This is a genomic window from Leucobacter sp. M11 (assembly GCF_035726885.1).
In the GTDB taxonomy this organism is placed as follows: Bacteria; Actinomycetota; Actinomycetes; order Actinomycetales; family Microbacteriaceae; genus JAPFRB01.
The window spans coordinates 1-3,690 of sequence record NZ_JAPFRB010000003.1; the positions used below are offsets into that span (position 1 = coordinate 1).

4 protein-coding genes are annotated in these 3,690 nt (G+C 71.1%); 2 read left to right on the forward strand and 2 right to left on the reverse strand.

The features are described 5' to 3' along the window. On the reverse strand, window positions 1-731 hold a 731-nt coding region (locus OOT08_RS08150; RefSeq protein ID WP_325092134.1), incomplete at its 3' end, for a hypothetical protein. A 121-nt stretch (window positions 732-852) separates the two neighbouring features. Between OOT08_RS08150 and OOT08_RS08155 the strand changes: the two genes are divergently transcribed. Next, window positions 853-1,134: a hypothetical protein gene (locus OOT08_RS08155; protein ID WP_325092135.1), complete on the forward strand. Its 282-nt coding sequence runs from the start codon at window positions 853-855 to the stop codon at window positions 1,132-1,134. Between the two features lie 80 nt (window positions 1,135-1,214). Here the strand turns inward: OOT08_RS08155 and OOT08_RS08160 are convergent, their stop codons facing one another. Beyond that, window positions 1,215-2,699: a dicarboxylate/amino acid:cation symporter gene (locus OOT08_RS08160; RefSeq protein WP_325092136.1), complete on the reverse strand. Its 1,485-nt coding sequence runs from the start codon at window positions 2,697-2,699 to the stop codon at window positions 1,215-1,217. Between the two features lie 329 nt (window positions 2,700-3,028). On the opposite strand from OOT08_RS08160, the gene OOT08_RS08165 reads away from it, so the two are divergent. Continuing rightward, window positions 3,029-3,649 carry a lipase gene (locus OOT08_RS08165; protein ID WP_325092137.1) on the forward strand — a complete coding sequence of 207 codons (621 nt, stop codon included), beginning with the start codon at window positions 3,029-3,031 and terminating at the stop codon, window positions 3,647-3,649. The last annotated feature ends 41 nt before the right edge of the window (window positions 3,650-3,690 follow it).

Consider the following 3,690-nt stretch of genomic DNA (forward strand, 5'->3'; position numbering starts at 1 on the left):
GCGCGCTCGGCGTCGGCGAACTCGGGCAGGTGCCCGACCCGGGACATCCCCGCGCCCAGGCCCCCGGTGATCGCGTGAGCGGCGTCCAGGCCGAGCTCGCCCTGGCGCATGGCCTCGTGCACGGCGGGGAACCGGGCCGGGGCGGCGCCACCGGTGAGCGTCTCTTCTGACTGGGTGACCGCGGCGAGGCGGATGCGGCGGCCCGCGGTCGCGGCGCTGGTGCCGGTCAGGGCGGCGAGGAGTTCGGGGGCGGTGCGGAAGCCGCTCGTGCGGGCGAGCCCGTCGGGGCCGAGGGCGCGGTGTGAGGCCCGGGCGAGGCGGCCGGCGATCTCGATGCGGGCCGCGTCGATGCGGCGGCCGAGGCCCTCGACGCGGTCGGCGTCGGCGAGGATCTGCCGGTGCCGGGCCCGGGCGAGCTGGCTCGGGCCGGAGTCGGCCTCGGCGTTCACGGTGAGGCCGCCGCCCCAGTCCAGGGTGCCGCGGCCGGAACCGGCCGCGGCGAGGGCCTGTTCGTGGAGCCGGGCCTCGGCGGCGTCGCGCTGCTCGGCGGTGACGGTGAGGAGGGTGTCGAGGGCGTGTTGGAGGCCCGCGAAGGTGAGGGGCACCGTGATCGTCTCGGCGTGAGCCGTATCAGCGGTGTGGGTCTGGTGCCCGTCCGGGGTCCCGGGCGCCGCGGACCCCGCGGCGGGTGCCGCGGGCGGGGTGTGGGGGTGTCCGGGTTTCCGATTCATGCCCACAGAGTAAGGGGGACCACCGACAACGCAGCGGGGCGCGACCTCCGCGGGCTCGCCCGGGGCACTGGGCCGGAATCCAGCCGGGACCCCGGGCACGTCGCTCTGATATCGTGCGGGCATGAGCACCCCGAACGAGGACCCAGAACCCAGGCACACGCCCGAGGGCCCTACCCACGCCGAGGGCACCGGCAACGGCACCGCCGAGACCGGGGGCACGGGCGAGGATACCCAGGCCCGCCGGGCTGCGGAAGAGGCCGCGGACGTGCTCGCCCACGGCGCGGCGGCGCGCTCGGTCCGGCGGGTTCGGCGGAGCAGGCACGCCCCGGGCGTCACCGTGTACGGCACCGACAACGGATACGTCACCGTCTTTCCTCCGACGGAGCGCACCGAAGAGGGCTGACCGCCGCGGGCCCCGGGACGCGCAAGGCGGCCCCGCGACCCGAATCGGGTCGCGGGGCCGCCGCTCGCCCACAGCCGGGGCTAGGCGCCCGTGGCCGGCGCCCCGACCCGGTCCGAGCCGAGCGCGTCCGGCTGCTCCGTGCCTGACACCGCCGCACCCGACCCCACGGGGGCGGGCTCCGTCGAGTCGTCACTGAAGGGGTCGCCGTTGCGGGGCGCGTTGTACAGGTCCTCGTCGAGGATGCCCTCGCGCTTTGCGACGATCGCCGGGACGAGCGCCTGACCGGCCACGTTCACCGCGGTGCGGCCCATGTCGACGATCTGGTCGACCGCGAGGAGCAGGCCAACGCCCTCCAGGGGCAGGCCGAGCGTGGACAGGGTCAGCGTGAGCATCACGGTCGCCCCCGTCGTCCCGGCGGTGGCCGCCGAACCGACGACGGAGACGAGCACGATCAGGAGATACTGCACGATGCCCAGCTCGATCCCGAAGAACTGCGCGACGAAGATCGCGGCGATCGCGGGGTAGATCGCGGCGCAGCCGTCCATCTTCGTGGTCGCGCCGAGCGGCACGGCAAAGGAGGCATAGCTGCGGGGGACGCCCAGGTTCCGCTCCGTCACCCGCTGGGTGAGGGGGAGGGTGCCGATCGAGGAGCGGCTCACGAAGCCGAGTTGCACCGCGGGCCAGACGCCCGAGAAGTACTGCTTCACGGAGAGCCCGTGCGCCCGCACGAGCACCGGGTACACCACGAAGAGCACGAGGGCGAGGCCGATATAGATCGCGGCCACGAACCAGGCAAGGGAGCCGATCGTGTCCCAACCGTAGGTGGCAACAGCGTTCCCGATGAGGGCGAAGGTGCCAATCGGGGCGATGCGGATTATCCACCAGAGCACCTTCTGAATGACCTGGAGCGCGGCCTCCGTGAACTGGATGAAGGGTTCGACCCTCTCGCCGAGCTTGAGCGCCGCGATGCCGACGGCAACCGCAATGACGATGACCTGCAACACGTTAAAGGAGGGAGCGGCAGAGACCGAGAGAGCGTCGCCCTCGCCCTGGAGCCCGGCGTTCACGCCGAGGCCGAGGAAGTTCTGCGGGACGAGGCCGATCAGGAAGTTCCACCAGGTGCCGACGGTGCCCGGCTCGCTCGCCGTGACCTCACCCTGCGCGACCCGGGAGCCGGGCTGCAACAGCACCCCGAGCCCGATGCCGATGAGCACGGCGATGAGCGCGGTGAGGGCAAACCAGAGCAGCGTCTGGCCCGCGAGGCGGGCCGCGTTCGTCACCCGGCGCAGGTTCACGATGGACGAGACAATCGCCGTGAAGATCAGCGGCACCACCGCCGCCTTCAGGAGGGAGACATAGGAGCCCCCGATGACCCCGAGGGTCGCGGTCAGCCCGTTCGGGTTGTTCTCGGCGTCCGGGCCGAGCTGCTTCGCGAGCAGGCCCGCAAGCACCCCGAGCAGCAGGGCCGCGGTGATCTGCACCCCGAAGGAGGTGAGCCACCGGGGAAGTGGGGCACGCTTCGGGGCGGGGGCGGCGTGGACGTCGGTCTCAGCGCGAGCTGTCATGCGGTCATCGTCTCCTCGGGGGTCCCGCGTCCCGGCGGACCCGGGAGCGGCGGCGGTCAGTTGCCGACCCGAGCAAGCCTAGAACACATCCACTTTCGTTATGGCTCCCATTGCGTAATGTTGCAGCAATTCCCCGAAAATCCCGGCGAAACCGCCCGCCCGCCATCCGCCAACCCTGAGTGCGAGCCGAATGTTCTGCTCGAAAAGTTTGCTGGTAACGGATTGGTAACACATACTTGTCTGGTGCCCGAGGGTTTCAGACCCGGGGCACTGCCACAATTCCAGGGAGATTACGTTTGAGACCGAGTGCCAAAGCAACCATCGTTACGGTGATTGCCGCGTTGACCTTCCCGATCGCAGCGACCCCGGCGTTTGCCACGACGGGATTCTCCTCCGGCCCGCAGGTGACCTCCGTCACCGCCGCCAACGTCGCGCAGAACCTCGTCTCTGGCGAGCCCACGGGTGATCCCCTCGCACGGACGGCCCCCATCGAGTCTTTCCTCGCGGAGACCGAGGTCGAGGTCAAGAACAGCGCCCCCGCAAACTTCGACGTCAAGGCAGCGATCGCGCTCGCCGAGGAAGAGATCGGCACCTCCCGCCCCACCGGCTGGAGCCAGCCCGGCGAGTGCATCATGAGCGCCCAGCGCTGGATCCTCGCGGGCGGCGGGGCCTGGACTGGCTCCGGCAACCCGGTCGACAACTACCGCGGCGCAACCCGCGTTGCGCTCGACGCCGCTCAGCCCGGCGACATCATCCAGTACGAGCTGGCCTCCGCACCCACCGTGTGGGCCGCGGGCGTGCACACCCTGATGATCACCGAGAACAACGGTGACGGCACCTTCACGATCATCGAGTCGAACAACCCCGGCGGCTCCGGTCTCGTCCAGAAGCAGAAGGACTGGGTCCCCCAGCCCCCGAGCGGCTTCCAGGTCGCCGTCTGGCGCTTCTAAGCCCGACCGAACACCCACAACGACGGCCCCGTCGCGCAACT